Origin of the sequence: Proteus sp. G4415 (assembly GCF_963896075.1) — a bacterium.
In the GTDB taxonomy this organism is placed as follows: Bacteria; Pseudomonadota; Gammaproteobacteria; order Enterobacterales; family Enterobacteriaceae; genus Proteus; species Proteus mirabilis.
The window spans coordinates 1-16,972 of record NZ_CAWQOK010000107.1 but is presented as its reverse complement, the minus strand read 5'-3'; the positions used below and the strand labels follow the sequence as shown (position 1 = coordinate 16,972).

General features: G+C 39.8%; 14 protein-coding genes. All 14 read left to right on the top strand.

Annotation, left to right across the window (positions count from 1 at the left end; all coding sequences use genetic code 11):
* Positions 1-560 precede the first annotated feature (560 nt).
* The 14 genes from flhD (at position 561) to flhA (ending at position 16,829) form a co-directional block, all read left to right on the top strand.
* Positions 561-911, top strand: coding sequence for a flagellar transcriptional regulator FlhD (flhD, locus tag AACU95_RS12585; RefSeq protein ID WP_004243568.1), 351 nt, complete (start codon positions 561-563; stop codon positions 909-911).
* A 2-nt stretch (positions 912-913) separates the two neighbouring features.
* The gene (flhC, locus tag AACU95_RS12580; protein WP_004243567.1) at positions 914-1,495 is read left to right on the top strand and encodes a flagellar transcriptional regulator FlhC; all 582 of its coding nucleotides are present in this window, start codon (positions 914-916) and stop codon (positions 1,493-1,495) included.
* Between the two features lie 134 nt (positions 1,496-1,629).
* Positions 1,630-2,523, top strand: a complete 894-nt coding sequence (gene motA, locus AACU95_RS12575) for a flagellar motor stator protein MotA (protein ID WP_004243566.1) — start codon at positions 1,630-1,632, stop codon at positions 2,521-2,523.
* Positions 2,524-2,525: 2 nt separating this feature from the next.
* On the top strand, positions 2,526-3,575 hold the full coding sequence (gene motB / locus AACU95_RS12570) for a flagellar motor protein MotB (protein ID WP_004243565.1): 1,050 nt from the start codon (positions 2,526-2,528) through the stop codon (positions 3,573-3,575).
* A gap of 35 nt (positions 3,576-3,610) precedes the next feature.
* Positions 3,611-5,830: a chemotaxis protein CheA gene (gene cheA / locus AACU95_RS12565; protein ID WP_141192092.1), complete on the top strand. Its 2,220-nt coding sequence runs from the start codon at positions 3,611-3,613 to the stop codon at positions 5,828-5,830.
* A gap of 21 nt (positions 5,831-5,851) precedes the next feature.
* Positions 5,852-6,352 carry a chemotaxis protein CheW gene (gene cheW, locus AACU95_RS12560; protein ID WP_004243558.1) on the top strand — a complete coding sequence of 167 codons (501 nt, stop codon included), beginning with the start codon at positions 5,852-5,854 and terminating at the stop codon, positions 6,350-6,352.
* Positions 6,353-6,699: 347 nt separating this feature from the next.
* On the top strand, positions 6,700-8,406 hold the full coding sequence (locus AACU95_RS12555) for a methyl-accepting chemotaxis protein (RefSeq protein ID WP_012368063.1): 1,707 nt from the start codon (positions 6,700-6,702) through the stop codon (positions 8,404-8,406).
* 59 nt (positions 8,407-8,465) lie between these two features.
* Positions 8,466-10,112 (top strand): methyl-accepting chemotaxis protein, encoded by a 1,647-nt coding sequence (locus AACU95_RS12550; RefSeq protein ID WP_004243556.1) that lies wholly within the window; start codon positions 8,466-8,468, stop codon positions 10,110-10,112.
* A gap of 6 nt (positions 10,113-10,118) precedes the next feature.
* Positions 10,119-11,009, top strand: a complete 891-nt coding sequence (cheR, locus tag AACU95_RS12545) for a protein-glutamate O-methyltransferase CheR (protein WP_141192091.1) — start codon at positions 10,119-10,121, stop codon at positions 11,007-11,009.
* Positions 11,002-12,054, top strand: coding sequence for a protein-glutamate methylesterase/protein-glutamine glutaminase (locus AACU95_RS12540; protein ID WP_004243552.1), 1,053 nt, complete (start codon positions 11,002-11,004; stop codon positions 12,052-12,054). Before cheR ends, AACU95_RS12540 begins: the two co-directional genes overlap by 8 nt.
* A gap of 59 nt (positions 12,055-12,113) precedes the next feature.
* Positions 12,114-12,503 (top strand): chemotaxis response regulator CheY, encoded by a 390-nt coding sequence (gene cheY, locus AACU95_RS12535; protein WP_004243551.1) that lies wholly within the window; start codon positions 12,114-12,116, stop codon positions 12,501-12,503.
* A 9-nt stretch (positions 12,504-12,512) separates the two neighbouring features.
* Positions 12,513-13,169: a protein phosphatase CheZ gene (gene cheZ, locus AACU95_RS12530; RefSeq protein ID WP_004248348.1), complete on the top strand. Its 657-nt coding sequence runs from the start codon at positions 12,513-12,515 to the stop codon at positions 13,167-13,169.
* Between the two features lie 428 nt (positions 13,170-13,597).
* Positions 13,598-14,746 (top strand): flagellar biosynthesis protein FlhB, encoded by a 1,149-nt coding sequence (flhB, locus tag AACU95_RS12525; protein WP_004243547.1) that lies wholly within the window; start codon positions 13,598-13,600, stop codon positions 14,744-14,746.
* Positions 14,739-16,829, top strand: a complete 2,091-nt coding sequence (gene flhA, locus AACU95_RS12520; protein ID WP_049197044.1) for a flagellar biosynthesis protein FlhA — start codon at positions 14,739-14,741, stop codon at positions 16,827-16,829. The genes flhB and flhA overlap by 8 nt, the downstream gene beginning before the upstream one ends.
* The last annotated feature ends 143 nt before the right edge of the window (positions 16,830-16,972 follow it).

Genomic DNA, 16,972 nt, shown 5'->3' with positions numbered 1-16,972 from the left:
TCAGACAAAGATGAGGAGGAGCTATGGCAATATATGTTACTGTGATCGAAAAAAACTTCAATTTTAGATTTGTCAATTTTTTATGCTGTATTTTTAGGTTTATAAGTTTAATAGATCGTATAAAATAAAAAATTATCATTAATATTTTAATTTGGGTAGATTCGCTTATTAATTCTCAGCAAGTTTTATTACTAATATTACTTGAATAGTTAATGAACTAATTCCATAATAATGATTATCTTTTTGTGATGTAACTCACATAGTATTTAAATTAGACTACTTTATCCGTTGAATAACTTAATCATTAAGGAGTAAAGTTATCTCGTTAGGATTATTCTTAACGTGATATATTGGCGAGCATTTAAAATCCTTTTTAATTTAAATGTTTTTCTCGCTACTTTTTGAAATGATCGTAATCAAGTAATACAAGGTAGTGTTACTACGAGTCATATTCATAAAATGGGGCCTGGAAATTCAATATACATTTATATTAATTTCCTCGGGATCTTACTTTAAACAAGATCCTCTTTGTTCAATATAATCGGACGGGATGTAAAGAGATGAGTACGGTTGAATTGCTTAAGCATATTTATGACATAAATTTATCGTATTTGCTTTTGGCGCAGAGGTTAATTAACCAAGAAAAGGCTTCCGCAATGTTTAGACTGGGTATCAGCGATTCTATGGCTGATGCACTAAAAGAGCTAACATTGCCTCAATTGGTTAAGTTGGCTGAAACAAACCAACTAATCTGTAATTTCCGGTTTGAAGACAGCGAAACAATAGAACAACTCACTAAAGAATCCAGAGTGGATGATTTGCAACAAATTCATACTGGTATCCTTCTTTCTTCTAACTTGTTCCGTCAACTATCGGAACATGATACCTCTGCTACAAAGAAACGGGCATAACAATGAGTGAGAAAAGTATCGTCCGAGAGGCGAAAGATATTCGCCTAGCAATGGAATTAATCACCTTAGGTGCTCGCTTACAAATGCTTGAAAGCGAAACGCAATTAAGTCGAGGGCGTTTAATTAAATTATACAAAGAATTAAGAGGAAGCCCTCCTCCTAAAGGTATGCTACCTTTTTCAACAGATTGGTTTATGACATGGGAACAAAATATCCATTCTTCAATGTTTTATAATGCTTACCGCTTTTTATTAAAAAGCGGGGGGAGTGTAGGTGTTGAAGCTGTTGTAAAAGCCTATCGTTTATATTTAGAACAATGTCCACCCGTTAAAGATCAAGAACCTATTTTAGCACTAACACGAGCATGGACATTAGTTCGTTTTGTTGAAAGTGGTATGTTACAACTTTCTGTATGTACCAAATGTAATGGTTCATTTATTACACACGCACATCAGCCTGCAAGTAATTATGTTTGTAGTCTTTGTCAGCCTCCATCTCGGGCAATAAAAAAACGTAAACTTTCCGCCAATCCTGCCGATATTAACTTACAACTGTTGGATGGTCTTGAACAGTTTGCAATGTGATTCGAGATTGAAAGTTAAATATCAGGTTATAGATTAAAGACTCTATAACCTGAGTTGTTTCCTCTTCCCCTCCTATCTCCTTGCGGTTATGTTCGCCATTCTCTCTATAACGAAATTAGCTAAAGGGATATCGCGTGTTAGTACTCTTAGGATATATCGTGGTGATTTGTGCTGTCCTCGGAGGGTTTACCCTCGTAGGTGGACATCTAGGCGCATTATATCAACCCGCTGAATTTTTAATTATTTTTGGTGCCGGTATCGGTGCTTTTGTTGTAGGTAATAATGGTCGTGCGATCGTATCAACGGTAAAAATCCTACCGAAATTACTTCGTAACACTAACTACAATAAAGCGATGTATATGGATCTAATGGCATTAATGTTTCGTTTGCTGTCTAAAGCGCGCCAAAACGGCATGTTGGCATTAGAGAGAGATATTGAAAATCCACAACAAAGTGACATTTTTTCCCAATATCCTCGCATTATGAAAGACGTTTATATGCTCAGTTTTATTACTGATTATATGCGTTTGATGGTGACGGGGAATATGAATCCTTATGAAATTGAAGCGCTAATGGACGAAGAAATTGCCACTTTTGAAGAAGAAAGTGAAGTACCTGCGGCGGGGCTCTCTACGATGGGCGATTCATTACCCGCATTTGGTATTGTGGCCGCGGTTATGGGGGTGGTTAATGCGCTAGGTGCTGCCGATAGACCTGCTGGGGAAATGGGGGCACTTATTGGTCACGCAATGGTAGGTACTTTCTTAGGCATTTTATTAGCTTATGGCTTTGTTTCACCATTAGCCTCTCGTATCAGACAACGCTCTAGTCAACAAATGAAAATGATGGAGTGCATCAAGACCACCCTGTTATCTAGCATGAATGGATATGCACCACAGATAGCGGTTGAGTTTGGTCGTAAGACCCTCTTTCTGGCAGACAGACCTTCATTTATTGAATTGGAAGAACATGTACGTCAGGTACGGACACCGATGCAGGCAAATCCTGATGCAATGAAAGAAGAGTAATTATGAAAAGTAATTCACAGATAATCAGAGTTAAAAAGCGAGGGAAAAAACAGCACAACGCACAACATGGTGCGTGGAAGATAGCTTACGCTGACTTTATGACTGCCATGATGGCTTTCTTTCTGGTGATGTGGTTACTTTCTATCGCTAGTCCTCAAGAGTTAACTCGTGTTGCTGAATATTTTCGCACACCTCTAAAAGTTGCCATTGAAAAAGGCCGCGTTAGTGGAGACGTGACAAACCCGATACCAGGGGGAGGACGTGATCCTGTGTATAACGAAGGTGATGTACTGCCAAAAGGTGTCGAAGATAAACAGCTCAATGAAAAACAGCAATTCCGTAAACTGAAAGAGAATTTAGAGCAAGTTATTTTACAAGATCCTCGCTTAAAAGATTTAAAACCTCATTTATTAATCGACATGATGGACGAAGGCTTACGTATCCAAATTATAGATAAAGAAAGCCGGCCAATGTTTAAAGTTGGTAGTGCCACTGTTGAACCTTATATGAAAGATATTTTAACTGCGATAGCGCCAATACTAAATGACTCGCCTTATAAAATCAGTTTATCAGGTCATACCGATGATATTCCTTATGCGAGTGGTGCACTCAAATACAGTAACTGGGAGTTATCAACGGATCGAGCTAATGCATCTCGTCGAGAACTTATTGGTGCAGGGCTTGCAGAATGGAAAGTACTACGGGTTGTAGGTATGGCATCAACTGTTCACTTAGTAAAAGAGGATGGTTTTGCTCCGGCGAATAGAAGGATCAGTATATTAGTTTTAACTAAGCAGGAAGAAAAGAAAATTGTACATGAAAATGAGCGGGTTGCACCAGCAATAAAAGAGGCATCAGAAATTAAACCTCTGCTTTCAGGGCAAGAAACCCCACAAGAAAACGGAGAAAATACACAGACGAATTCGTCTGTGTCTTCTTCTACATCTAAGCTTCCCGAATCAAAAAAGGAAAATGTTGAAACAGGAGTTTCTGGGGAAAGTTTGCCATCACAATCGACAAATATTACGACAAAACAGGAAACAACTCCTTAGTTTGTATGTAATCGCGTAAAGGTGAATGAGTAACGATGGATATTACCGAGTTTTATCAAACATTTTTTGATGAAGCAGATGAGTTGTTAGCTGATATGGAACAGCATTTACTGTTACTTGATCCGCAAAATCCAGATCAAGAGCAGTTAAATGCTATTTTTCGTAGTGCGCACTCCATAAAAGGAGGAGCCGCAACATTTGGCTTCGTTAAACTTCAGCAGACCACTCATGTGCTGGAAAACTTGCTCGATAGTGCAAGACGCCATGAAATGGTACTTACCGATGACATTATTAACCTGTTTCTGGAAGCGAAAGATATTATGCAACAGCAATTGGATGCACATAAAAACTCACAAGAGCCAGACGAGGAAACATTTAACTATATTTGTGAGAAGTTGCGTCAGTTAGCTCTAGAAGTCAAAGAGGAACAATCAACTCAATTAGGTGAGGGGAGTGACTCAGTATCTTTAGCTGAAAGTAATGCCCCAACGGAGAACATCACTCCTGTTTCTGCAGTGCATCATACTGACGATGAGCTTAGTAAAGAAAATCAACCGATAGCAACGGCTAAAACACCAAATACTGACGGTCTTTATCAGCATCATATTATTTTATCTGATTTAAAAGAGACCGATATTGATTTAATGCTAGATGAATTAAAGCATCTGGGTGAAGTCAGTCAGGTTGAAAAACAGCACCATGGGTTGGAAGCGGTATTAAAAACCACAGCAACTCAAGAAGATATCAGTGCGGTATTATGTTTTGTTATTGAACCAGAACAGATTTCCTTTGCTAACGTTGCTGCTACTGAGGAAAAGGTAAAGTCTACAGATAAAACGCAAGAGCAAGCCGAACACTCACCCTCATCTGTGACAGAAAGTATCCAGCCTACTGCTCAAACAGAGCAGCCAGCTACGATAGAGAAAAACGTTGCTGAGTTGAATAAAAATAGTCAAGCAGATGAAGTGACTAAAGTTGCTACAACCTTGCCACCAACTGCGACACCAGCCCCTGCGCGAAAACCTGTTGTTGCTCAGGCCAAAACGGAATCAACCAGTATTCGCGTTGCGGTTGAAAAGGTGGACCAACTGATTAACTTGGTCGGGGAATTGGTGATCACTCAGTCTATGTTAGCGCAACATAGTGACACGCTTGAGCCATCTATTCATAGTGATCTACTCAGTTGTATTGCACAGCTACAGCGTAACTCTCGTGATCTGCAAGAGTCAGTGATGTCTATCCGTATGATGCCGATGGAATATGTTTTTAGTCGTTTTCCGCGGGTCGTTCGTGATTTAGCTGGCAAAATGCATAAAAAAGTTGAGTTAAATATGATTGGTAGTTCAACTGAGCTTGATAAGAGTTTAATTGAGAAAATCATCGATCCTTTAACTCACTTAGTCCGTAATAGCCTTGATCATGGTATTGAAATGCCTGCCGATCGCATTGCGGCGGGCAAACCAGAGGCGGGTCAATTAACGCTTTCAGCAGAGCATCAAGGTGGCAATATTTGTATTGAAGTGACAGATGATGGTGCCGGATTAAATCGTGAGCGTATTTTGAAAAAGGCGATATCATCGGGCTTAGCTGTTTCTGAAAATATGAGCAATGAAGAAGTTGCGATGTTGATATTTGCGCCAGGTTTCTCTACCGCTGAGGTTGTCACCGATGTTTCTGGACGTGGTGTGGGTATGGATGTTGTAAAACGAAATATCCAAGAAATGGGTGGGCAAATTCAAATTAGTTTTGAAGTTGGAAAAGGCACACGCATTCGCATCTTGCTGCCACTCACATTGGCCATTTTAGATGGCATGTCAGTAAAAGTGAATGATGAAGTATTTATTTTACCATTAGGAACAGTGGTTAGCTCATTACAACCTGAAGAGGAAGATATTTATCCTTTAGCAGGAGATGAAAAATTATTGCAAGTAAGAGGTGAATATTTACCGCTTATTGAATTACACCGTACTTTTAATATTGAAGGTGCGCAAACCGATATTACTCAAGCGATTGCGGTTATCGTACAAAGTGCAGGGCGCCGTTATGCTTTATTGGTCGATAAGTTAGTTGGTCAACATCAAGTGGTTGTTAAAAATATAGAAAGCAATTACCGAAAAGTACCGGGTATTTCTGCTGCCACAATCATGGGCGATGGTAGTGTTGCTTTAATTCTTGATGTTCCAGAATTACAACGTTTAAGTCATTCTCAAATGACAGAAAAGAAAAAGAATACAACTGCGCATACAGTTATTTAATAGTGAGGATAAAATAAGATTATGGCTGCGGAACATTTCGAGAAATTATCCGGTGAAACTGTTGGACAAGGATTTCTAATTTTTACGTTGGGCAACGAAGAATATGGCATTGATATTCTAAAAGTACAAGAAATTCGGGGCTATGACCAAGTCACTCGTATTGCGAATGCACCTAGTTTTATTAAAGGTGTGACCAATTTACGGGGGGTTATTGTACCTATCGTTGATCTACGAATTAAGTTTTCACAAGAAAATGTTACCTATAATGACAACACAGTGGTGATCGTGGTTAATTTACTCAACCGTATTGTCGGCATTGTTGTTGATGGTGTTTCTGATGTATTAACCTTAAAACCTGAACAAATCTGTCCTGCGCCTGAATTTGCGGTAACAATGTCAACAGAATATTTAACAGGATTGGGTACTTTAGATGAAAGAATGTTAATTCTGGTTGATATTGAAAAATTACTCAATAGCGAAGAAATGGAATTAGTTGATAGCGCAACAATTATGGCTAAATAAAGTTTAGCCTATTAATCTTATTCTTTAATACTATTCCGGCTATCTTGCCGGAATAGTTTTTTCAATTATTTGTTATTTCTTGGGGCTTTAATATTAATTAAGTGAAATTAAATCAGAAAGAGTACTTTTAATTTTAGTTAAGTTATTTTTTTTAAATGTATTAACTAAAAAATGAATGTGCATTATGCCTAACAGGTTTTTAAAATGAGAATTTAAAATATAACTTATTGATATTTAATTTATTTATTGTAAATAGAAAATAGTATCTATATAGGATAAAACCTATAAAGTTTCTCTTAAGTCTGCCGATAACTTGGTCATACCATCTATTATAAAAAGGGAAACTCATGTTTAGCCGAATGAAAATAGTGACTGGGTTGTTATCCATTCTTCTGTTGTTTGGTGTTTTGCAGTTTATCTCCGGGGGTGTTTTTTACTCAAATCTCAGTGAAACAAGACAAGATCTGGATAAAACTCTCACAATACAAAAACAGCGTGAACGTTTAGATGAAAGCTGGGCAAACTTATTGCAAGCGCGTAACAATATTAATCGTGCAGCTATAAGCTATCTGTTACAGGATAAAGATCTGAATGTTGATAGCTCGTTGTCTGTAGAATATTTAACTGGTCTGGCACGTAAAAATATGTCTCGGGCCGATGATAAATTTAAAGAGTTTGAACAGCATATAAATGCTTATCAAATTCATTCAGAAGAAGAAATACGCAATTTAAAAGGGCGTTTTATTGAGTATTTTTCTGCATTAAATCAGTTAGAAATTTTACTGCAAGATAAAAACTTAAAAGATTTTTTCGAACAACCAACGACTTCTTATCAAGATGGTTTTTATAAAGAGTATCTTGCTTATGTTATGCGTAATGAGAAGTTTAATAATCAATTAAATAGTGCATTAGAAGCTTCTCATCAGCGTTCTATTATCACGATGGTGATATTAGCCATTATTGTTGTTACAGCATTAATCATTTGTTGGTTTGCACTGCGCAATGCATTAATTCGACCACTTAATTCATTGTTATTAAATATTAAAGCATTTTCTGAAGGGGATCTACGTCCCGATATCGAGGTGCATGGACGTAATGAAATGAGCTTATTAGCAAGTGGCTTAAAGCACATGCAACAAGAGCTTATACATACTGTTCGTGGTGTTTATCAAAGTACTGAGAATATCTATAACAGCACCAGTGAAATTGCCGCAGGTAATAATGATTTATCCTCACGTACTGAGGAGCAAGTTGCTTCATTAGAAGAGACTGCTGCGAGTATGGAGCAGTTAACGGCGACAGTAAAACAAAATGCTGATAATGCACGCCAAGCAAGTAACCTTGCCAATGATGCCTCAGATATTGCCCGCCAAGGTGGAAAAGTTGTGGCTAATGTGGTGCAAACGATGCACGACATAGCCGGAAGTTCTCAAAAAATCACCGATATTACTGCAGTGATTGATGGTATCGCATTTCAAACCAATATTTTGGCGTTGAATGCGGCTGTTGAAGCTGCGAGAGCCGGTGAGCATGGTCGCGGATTTGCGGTAGTTGCCGGCGAAGTTCGTAATCTTGCACAGAGAAGTGCAGAAGCTGCTAAAGAAATAAAAACGTTGATTGAAGACTCTGTTAGTCGCACTGAAACCGGATCGGTATTAGTTGAAAGTGCAGGGGAAACCATGACTCGTATTGTCGAATCTGTGACACGTGTTACCGATATTATGGGGGAAATTGCCTCGGCATCGGATGAACAAAGTCGAGGAATTTCACAAGTGGGTCTTGCGGTTTCTGAAATGGATCGTGTTACTCAGCAAAACGCCTCTTTAGTAGAACAATCTGCCGCCGCCGCTGCGGGTCTTGAAGATCAAGCAGTTGCATTAACCCGCTTAGTTTCCATCTTCAAATTACCGGGTCAGGAAGAAAAAGCATTAGAGAAAAAGGAATTGGATGCACCCCCTGTAGTACAAGCCGCTGCTCCACTTATAAAACCAGGAACCTCAGAAAAGAAAAAGAGCAGCAGTGTTGAAGATCCCGCTAACTGGGAAACTTTCTAACAACAACAAGTGGCTGACAAGCGGTAGTGATTTGCTACCGCTTATAACGAGGTGAAGGCATGTTTAGGTTTCGTAAATTAAAGATATCCACCAGTCTCTATTTATTACTGATGATGTTTTGTGTGATGCAAGTTATTTCCAGTGGGATCTCACTGGGAATTATTCATTTAAACAACAATCAGATCACTAGAATTGATTTAGATACTGCTAAGCGAGATGAATTAGGATTAAGTTGGGTATCTTTAGTACAAGCACGTAATGCAATAAATCGCGTTGCGATAGGAATGAAAACTGAACAGTCAACAGATTATATCCAATCTATTGAATCAATCGCATTATCACGTTTGGAAACAGCAAATACTCATTTTCAAAATTTCCTTACAGATATTAATCAAGAGGTTATTCCACAAGAAGAAAAAGAGATTTTTAATACCGTAAAAAATGATTATCACGTTCTTTATAGTGCACTAGTTGAATTACATGGCATGTTAAAAAAAGGCGATTTTCAAGGGTTTTTAGATCAACCTACGGAACGCTATCAAACTGCGATGGAAAATTCATTTAATACCTATATGAATTACGTTCAATATGAAGTGGCTGATTCGATTGAACAAGGACATCATTTTTATACTATCGCTATTTTAATGTTTATTGGCGCAATCACCATGGTAATTGTGGTGTCAATCGCCTCTCATCGCTGGTTAAGTTTTAATATTATTAAACCTTTCGCAAGTTTAAGCCGTTACTTTAATGATGTCGCAACAGGCAAATTAAATCGTGAAATTCTGGTTTTTACTGATGACGAAATAGGTGACATTTTTAGACGGTTACGTGAGATGCGTGGCGAGTTGGCGCGCTCTATTCGTATTGTTCGTGATAACAGTCAGGCGATGTATTCGGGTATTCAAGAAATTTCCAAAGGTAATACCGATTTATCCTCGCGCACAGAACAACAAGCTGCTTCTTTGGAAGAGACGGCTGCGAGTATGGAGCAATTAACGGCGACAGTTAAACAAAATGCGGATAACGCGTTACAAGCGAGTAAGTTGGCGGAATCTGCATCTGAAACTGCACTACGAGGCGGTGAAATTACTCACAGTGTGGTCGAAATGATGGATGCTATTACTCAAAGTTCTCAAAAGATAGGCGCTATTATTAGTGTCATTGATGGTATTGCCTTTCAAACCAATATCTTAGCGCTTAATGCTGCGGTAGAAGCGGCGCGAGCGGGTGAACAAGGACGCGGTTTCTCAGTTGTTGCAGGAGAGGTGCGTAATCTTGCTCAGCGTAGTGCTGAAGCGGCTAAAGAAATTAAAACACTTATTGACGAGTCTGTGTCTCGAGTCTCTCAGGGATCTCGATTAGTAAATGATGCGGGGCAAACGATGGAGGAGCTTGTCACATCTGTAAATAAAGTCACTGAGTTAATGGCCGAAATTGCCTCGGCTTCAGACGAACAAAGTAGAGGTATTCACCAAGTTGCTGATGCTGTTAGTCAGATGGATCAGGTGACACAACAAAACGCTGCTTTGGTGGAGCAATCAGCATCTGCTGCCACAGCATTAGAAGATCAGGCTAACAACCTGGTTAATGCTGTATCGGCATTCGAATTGCCTGACACGGATGAAGACGGATCTTCTCACTCCTTAGAAGGTAATGGGTTGAAGAAAGCAGATAAAAAATCATTTTTTAAAAAGACCCATTAAAAAATAATGAAACGTAATGTTACTGAAGAATTGCCAGATATCGCTGCTCAACCGTTAGATTTTTTTTCTGAACGGTTTATGTTGTCCGATAATCAGTTTCAATCAATCTGCCAATTGATTTATCAAAAAGCAGGTATTGTGCTGACTAACAACAAACGGGAAATGGTTTATAACCGTCTCACGAGGAGGTTACGTGAATTACGGATGAATAACTTTGGTGACTATCTTGCGTTTCTAAAAAGTGATGTATGCAACCCTGAATGGCAAGAGTTTATTAATGCGTTAACCACAAACTTAACTGCATTTTTTAGGGAAGCACATCACTTTCCTATTTTGGCTAAACACGCCAAAAACAGGGCAGGAGGAGTTTACCGAGTATGGTGTGCTGCCGCATCTACTGGAGAAGAGCCTTATTCAATAGCGATGACTTTGCGCGATGTTTTTGGGGATAACCCCTATAAAACAAAAATTATTGCCAGCGATATCGACACTAATGTGTTGGAAAAAGCCCGTAAAGGTGTTTATCGACTGGAAGAGTTAAAAACGTTAAACGAAGAATATTTGAAAAAATATTTTCTCAAAGGTGTTGGTGATTTTGCCGGATACGTGAAAATTAGACCACAAGTAAGTGAAATGGTCACTTTTCAGTATTTGAATTTACTCGACAAGCAGTGGAAATTAGAAGGGCCATTTGATGCGATTTTTTGTCGTAATGTCATGATTTATTTTGATAAAACGACACAGCAAAGCTTACTTCATCGATTTATACCATTGCTTAAACCCGATGGAATGCTGTTTGTAGGGCATTCTGAAAATGTGAGCCAACTAAGCAAGGATTTTTACTTGCAGGGGCATACGGTTTACGGGCTGACACCAGCAAGGAGAGGTTATGAATAAAATAACGGTACTCTGTGTTGATGATTCGGCGTTAATGCGCCAGATCATGCGAGAAATAATTAATAGTCACCATGATATGGAGGTCGTTGATTGTGCGCCAGATCCGATAGTCGCTCGTGACTTAATAAAAAAGTTTAATCCACAGGTATTGACGTTAGATGTTGAAATGCCACGCATGGATGGTATTGATTTTTTGGAAAAATTAATGCGCTTACGCCCTATGCCAGTGGTGATGGTTTCATCACTCACGGCAAAAGGTTCAGAAGTGACATTAAAAGCATTAGAACTGGGGGCGGTTGATTTTGTCACTAAACCTCAGTTAGGTCTACGTGAAGGAATGTTGGCCTACAGTGAACTTATTGCAGAAAAAATCCGAGCAGCGGCTCAGGCAAGAATTAGTCGTCATGAAACGAAAACATTACCGTCTAAGTCGTTATCATTTACTCCCATGATTTCGAGTGAAAAGTTAATCGCTGTTGGTGCTTCAACAGGGGGCACCGAGGCTATTCGTCATTTTTTAGAGCCATTACCTATTACCAGTCCTGCAGTATTAATAACCCAACATATGCCGGCGGGGTTTACCCACTCATTTGCAGAGCGGTTAAACCGTTTATGCCAAATCAGTGTGAAAGAAGCTGAAGATGGAGAACGGGTTTTACCTGGACACGCCTACATCGCACCGGGTGATTATCATATGGAGCTTCGTCGTAATGGTGCTAATTACCAGATCCATATAAATAAAGATCCTGCGGTAAATCGGCATCGACCTTCTGTTGATGTGCTATTTAATTCGGTTGCTAAATATGCGGGGCGTAATGCTATTGGTGTCATTTTAACAGGGATGGGCAGTGATGGTGCTACAGGTTTATTAGCAATGCGTCGTGCAGGTAGCTACACATTTGCACAAGATGAAGCAAGCTGCGTCGTCTTTGGGATGCCTCGTTCCGCGGTCGAATTGGGAGCCGTGGATGAGGTAAAAAGTATAAGCTCAATGAGTAAAGCCGTGCTGATGAAAATCAGCACAACACAATCATTGCGTATCTGATTAAGTTCAGTTTAAACAGCAACACAGTAATTTGCCAATATATTTTGAAGGAGTTTTCAATGGCAAGTAAGGATCTGAGATTTTTAGTGGTTGATGATTTTTCAACAATGCGCCGCATCGTTCGTAATTTACTAAAGGAGTTAGGATTTATGAACGTAGAAGAAGCAGAAGATGGTGCTGACGCGTTAGCCAAGTTACAGAGTTCGGCATATGATTTTGTTATCACCGATTGGAATATGCCCAATATGGATGGGTTAGAGTTGCTGAAGAATATTCGTAGTGACGCAGGGCTTGCAACGCTTCCCGTTCTGATGGTGACCGCCGAAGCGAAAAAAGAAAATATTATTGCTGCTGCGCAATCAGGAGCAAGTGGATATGTTGTTAAACCTTTTACTGCAGCCATTCTTGAAGAAAAACTCAATAAAATTTTTGAAAAACTGGGCATCTAAGGAGTCGCAATGAGTGGGGATCCAATTATGCCGAAAGATAATGTCGAAATAACGTCAGATATTATCAGTCGGATCGGACAATTGACGCGTATGTTACGCGACAGTTTGCGAGAATTAGGATTGGATAAAGCAATAGCAGAAGCAGCAGAAGCCATTCCTGATGCAAGGGAAAGATTGGACTATGTTGCTCAAATGACCGCTCAGGCAGCTGAGCGTACATTAAATTGTGTGGAAGCTGCGCAACCAAAACAGGATGAGTTAAGTAGTCATGCAACTAAGTTAACTGAACGCTGGGATCAATGGTTTGAGCATCCAGAAGATCTCAAAGATGTACGCTCTCTTGTAACGGATACCCGCAATTATTTGCGGGATATCCCTGAAAGTGCGGCTTTTACAAATAGCCAATTACTTGAAATTATGATGGCGCAAGATTTCCAAGATTTAACAGGCCAAGTGATTAAACGTATGATGAGTGTGGTTCAAGAAATTGAAAAACAACTTGTTATGGTATTAATGGAAAATCTGCCACCAGAGCAACTTGAAAAATCCAATGCGAAAAAAGAGACTGATTCATTATTAAATGGCCCACAAGTCAATAAAAACAATGCTGGTGTGATTAAGAATCAAGATCAGGTTGATGATTTACTGGAAAGTTTAGGTTTCTAATCTATTGGTGAGTTTAGGGCGATAAGGACATAACTGGCTTGCAGGAGGCATTCGCTCTATCTCTGCTCTTTGAGGATGTTCTATTTTATGGATAAAAAACAACCAAAAAACAGGTTAATAGCGCAGGCTATTGAAGAAAATGTAAGCCGCTTTATCTAAGCGGCTTTTGTTTGATGGTGAGAAATACACGCTTTTACCTTATATTCACCACAGAATTATTCTTGCGATAAACCCTCCATATTTGCACCAAATAAATATGTTGTTTCAAAGGTGATGTGTAAGTAGCACACTTTTTTGCTGTTTATACCTTCATAGCCCAAAAAGCCCCGTAAATTTGCGATTGTTCAACCCATCAATTTCTTCTGAATTTGTCATGCTAAGAGACATTTCATTCAGGCTTTAATCTAATTATCTAAATCGGACAGACTGTGGCTGAAGATAGCGATCTCGAAAAGACAGAAGAACCCACTCCCCATAAACGGGAAAAAGCGAAAAAGGATGGGCAAATTGTTCGTTCCAAAGAGCTTTCGTCCGTATTAATGATTTTAGGGGGCGTCAGTCTACTGTGGATGAGTGGGCGTTTTATCACTCGTGAGCTTTATGCCATGTTAACGGAAGGTTTTACTTTTAATCACCACATAATCGGCAACGAGAATTTATTGATCCCCCGTTTTGCCAGTTTAATGAAACAGGCTGTATTTGCGTTATCGCCAGTGTTTCTAGGCTTGGTCTTAGTGGCAATTGGTGGTTCAGCCGTATTGGGGGGGATTAATTTTAGTAGCAAGTCTATCAAGTTTGATCCGAAAAAATGGAACCCTATTTCTGGCTTAAAACGTATTTTTTCAATGAATGCGTTAGCTGAATTATTTAAAGCGATTTTAAAATCACTCTTTGTCGGCTTAGCCGCAACGGTTTTCTTATGGCACAACTGGAACGATATTCTTCATTTGATCACGCTTCCTCCTTTAAGTGCTTTAGCTAATGCGATGCAACTGCTTATTTTTGCGGTCTATATTGCGGTTTTTATGCTTATCCCGATGGTGGCATTCGATATTATTTTTCAAATTCGTAGCCATTTGAAAAAGTTACGCATGACACGCCAAGAAATCAAAGACGAATTTAAACAACAAGAGGGTGATCCGCAATTAAAGGCGCGTATTCGCCAACAACAACACGAGATGTCGCGGCGACGAATGATGGCAGATGTGCCAAAAGCAGATGTCATTGTCACTAACCCAACGCATTACGCGGTTGCTTTGCAATATAACGACAAAATGGTTGCCCCAAAAGTACTTGCTAAAGGGGCGGGTGCCATTGCCTTAAAAATTAAAGAAATTGGTGCTGAACATCGAATTCCGCTTCTAGAAGCGCCACCGCTTGCTAGGGCGTTATATCGTCACAGTGAGATAGGACAGGCTATTCCTGCAACACTCTATGCCGCTGTTGCAGAAGTTTTAGCTTGGGTCTATCAACTGAGACGATGGAAAACCGAAGGTGGTTTAAAACCTAAACAACCTATGAACTTGCCAGTGCCTCCCGCACTGGACTTTGCTGGAGAAGATAATCGTCATGGCTAATTTGGCCTCATTACTCCGCTTGCCGGGAAATTGGAAAAGTTCTCAGTGGCAGATACTGGCAGGGCCAGTACTTATTTTGCTTATACTGTCAATGATGGTACTGCCATTGCCACCTTTTCTATTGGACTTATTGTTTACCTTTAACATTGCCCTTTCTATCATGGTGCTATTAGTGGCCATGTTTACTAGGCGCACATTGGACTTTGCTGCCTTTCCAACAATACTCCTGTTCACTACATTGTTACGCTTATCGCTTAACGTTGCATCAACACGTATTATCTTGATGGAAGGACATACAGGTTCCGCGGCTGCAGGGCGTGTTGTTGAAGCTTTTGGTCATTTCCTCGTAGGTGGCAATTTTGCTATCGGTATCGTTGTCTTTATCATTCTTATACTGATTAACTTTATGGTTATCACCAAAGGTGCAGGGCGTATTGCTGAAGTAGGCGCACGCTTTGTATTAGATGGGATGCCGGGTAAGCAGATGGCTATCGATGCTGATTTAAATGCTGGGATCATAAACGAAGAAGAAGCTAAAAAACGTCGTAAAGAAGTTTCGCTTGAGTCTGACTTTTATGGATCTATGGATGGTGCAAGTAAATTCGTCCGAGGGGATGCGATTGCCGGCTTAATGATCTTGGTAATAAACGTCGTTGGTGGTTTAGTGGTCGGTGTTGCACAACATAATATGGCACTTAACGATGCGGCAAGCACTTATACCTTATTAACCATCGGTGATGGGCTGGTGGCACAAATACCAGCACTGATTATATCAACAGCGGCGGGTGTTATTGTTACTCGCGTTGCAACCGATGAAGACGTCGGTCAACAAATGGTGACGCAACTCTTTGATAACCCTCGTGTACTGATGCTAACTGCGGGTGTTTTAGGATTGCTGGGGTTAGTACCAGGTATGCCAAACTTTGTTTTCCTCTTCTTTACGGCTGCATTAGCAGGATTAGGATGGTATATCTTAAAACGCCATAGCAGTCCTCAAGTGCAACAACAAAAAGAGTTGGAACAAGTTGAAAAACAAAATCGGGTTGTTGAAGCCTCTTGGGAAGATGTGCAATTAGAAGATCCGCTGTCAATGGAAGTGGGTTATCGTCTTATTCCCATGGTCGATAATCGCCAAAATGGTGAATTATTAGGGCGAATTAGTGGTATTCGCAAAAAGTTTGCACAAGAAATGGGGTATCTACCTCCTGTCGTACATATTCGCGATAATATGGAAGTAAAACCTTCCTCCTACCGCATTTTAATGAAAGGGGTAGAAATCGGTCATGGCGAAGCTCATCCTGGGCGTTGGTTGGCCATAAACCCTGGTAATGCAGTCGGAACGCTAGAAGGTGATAACACTCAAGAGCCGGCATTTGGTTTACCTGCAGTATGGATTGATGACAGTTTAAGAGAGCAAGCACAAGTACAAGGCTATACGGTTGTGGCGGCAAGTACAGTGATTGCAACACATTTTAATCATGTACTTAACCAATACGCATCAGAGTTATTTGGTCGCCAAGAAGCGCAAATGCTATTTGATAGGGTAAGCAAAGAACTACCGAAAATGACGGAAAATATGATCCCCGATATGCTGTCATTAACGGTGTTACATAAAGTATTGCAAAACCTGTTGGCAGAGCAAGTGCCTATTCGCGATATGAGAACCATATTAGAAGCACTAGCAGAGCATGCTCCTGAGCAAAAAGATCCGGCAGAATTAACGGCGGTAGTTCGTGTTGCATTACGCAGGGCGATAACACAACACTGGTTTGGTGATAAAGAAGAGATACAAGTTATCGGATTAGATGCGGGACTAGAGCGTCTATTATTACAAGCGATGCAAAGTGGGGGGGGATTAGAGCCTGGCCTTGCTGAAAACATTGAACAACAAGCCTTAGATGCGGTACGCCGTCAAGAGATGTCAGGGGGCGTGCCTGTACTCTTGGTTAACCATGCACTACGTTCGCTGTTATCACGCTTTTTACGCCGTAGCTTGCCACAGTTAGCGGTATTATCAAATATGGAAATTAGCGAAGGTCGTCATATTCGTATGACATCAATGATTGGTGGGCAAAATAATTAATCATTAACCATTGATAAAAGTCTACTAAAACCACTAAATCATCATTTAGTGGTTTTTTTTAGTTTAAACAAGAAGAATATAAGTAATTGTTCTATATATAGAATATGTTTTAAATAAAAGCAATATTAAACATGGATATGGTG